The organism is Pseudoalteromonas sp. PAST1 (assembly GCF_021532515.1).
Taxonomy (GTDB): domain Bacteria; phylum Pseudomonadota; class Gammaproteobacteria; order Enterobacterales; family Alteromonadaceae; genus Pseudoalteromonas; species Pseudoalteromonas simplex.
Genome location: NZ_JAKGBH010000136.1, coordinates 1 through 1,223, shown reverse-complemented (window position 1 = coordinate 1,223; position 1,223 = coordinate 1). Strand labels below are relative to the sequence as shown.

At 41.5% G+C, this 1,223-nt stretch carries 1 protein-coding gene; it reads left to right on the top strand.

Annotated features, from left to right (window positions below):
• Positions 1 to 81 precede the first annotated feature (81 nt).
• The gene (locus tag L1272_RS23035) at positions 82 to 1,218 is read left to right on the top strand and encodes an ISAs1 family transposase (protein ID WP_235374373.1); all 1,137 of its coding nucleotides are present in this window, start codon (positions 82 to 84) and stop codon (positions 1,216 to 1,218) included.
• The last annotated feature ends 5 nt before the right edge of the window (positions 1,219 to 1,223 follow it).

Sequence of the window (1,223 nt, the reverse complement as noted above, 5' to 3'; positions counted from 1 at the left end):
CACGGCAAGATCATTATAAATTGAACTTATAGAGCAAGTAGTGATCAGATCAAGGCATAATAATTACTTGGTCGCATAAATATGAGCACTACTTTTCTGAAACATTTTAATTCAATTACAGATCCTCGCATTGAACGTTGTAAAAAGCATGAACTTATCGATATTCTTCTCCTTGCTATTAGCGCTGTGCTCTCTGGTGCAGAAGGATGGGAAGATATTGAAGACTTTGGGCACCTAAAACTTGATTGGTTAAAAAAATACGGCACGTTCAACGCAGGAATTCCAAAACATGACACGATTGCGCGCGTCATGTGTCGGTTAAAAGCAAATGAAATAGAAAGGGCATTTCAATCTTGGATATCATCACTGATTGAAACCACAGGTGCAGATATCATCGCTATTGATGGCAAAACCGCACGGCGTTCATTTACCACAAAAGACAGAAAAAGTGCCTTACACACGGTCAGTGCATGGAGTTGCCAACACCAGTTAGTGCTTGGACAGACGGCTGTTGATAATAAAACAAATGAAATCACCGCGATACCAGAATTACTCACCCTGCTCGATATTGAAAACAGTATCATTACGTTAGATGCGATGGGATGCCAACAAGAAATAGCAAAACAAGTCATCCAACAAAAAGCAGATTATATTCTTGCGCTTAAAGGAAATCATTCAGGCATGCAAAAGGAACTAGAAGCGTGGTGGCACAAGTGCGAGCGTGAAAGGTTAACTCAGCATAATTGTGATGAATATACCGAAATAAGCTCAGGACATGGGCGTGTTGAAACACGTACATGCCAGCAGTTACTTATAGATAAAAGCTGGTTATGCAAGGATTATCGTTGGCCTGGCTTAACGAGTATTATTAAGGTCAGGGCTGAAGTTCATGATAAGTCGGCAGGGTCGGATACCACTGAAACACGCTGGTATATAAGTTCATTAGACTTAGATGCAGCGCAAGCACTCAATGCGGTACGCAGTCACTGGCAGGTTGAAAGCATGCATTGGATGCTTGATATGAACTTCAGAGAAGATGAATCGAGAATACGCAAACTTCAAGGGCCATTAATGTTTAATGTAATGCGAAAGATAGCCATGGCGCTTTTTAAACAAGATACATCTAAGTCAGCTAGTATGGCGAGGAAAAAGAAAATGGCAGGGCTAGACGATGATTACCGCTCAACCCTGTTAGAGTCTGGGATTAAAATGCGCTAGCCGTG

Bases quoted from the DNA above. Each gene is read 5' to 3' on its own strand.
- L1272_RS23035 (WP_235374373.1), top strand. From the start codon at position 82: ATGAGCACTACTTTTCTGAAACATTTTAATTCAATTACAGATCCTCGC.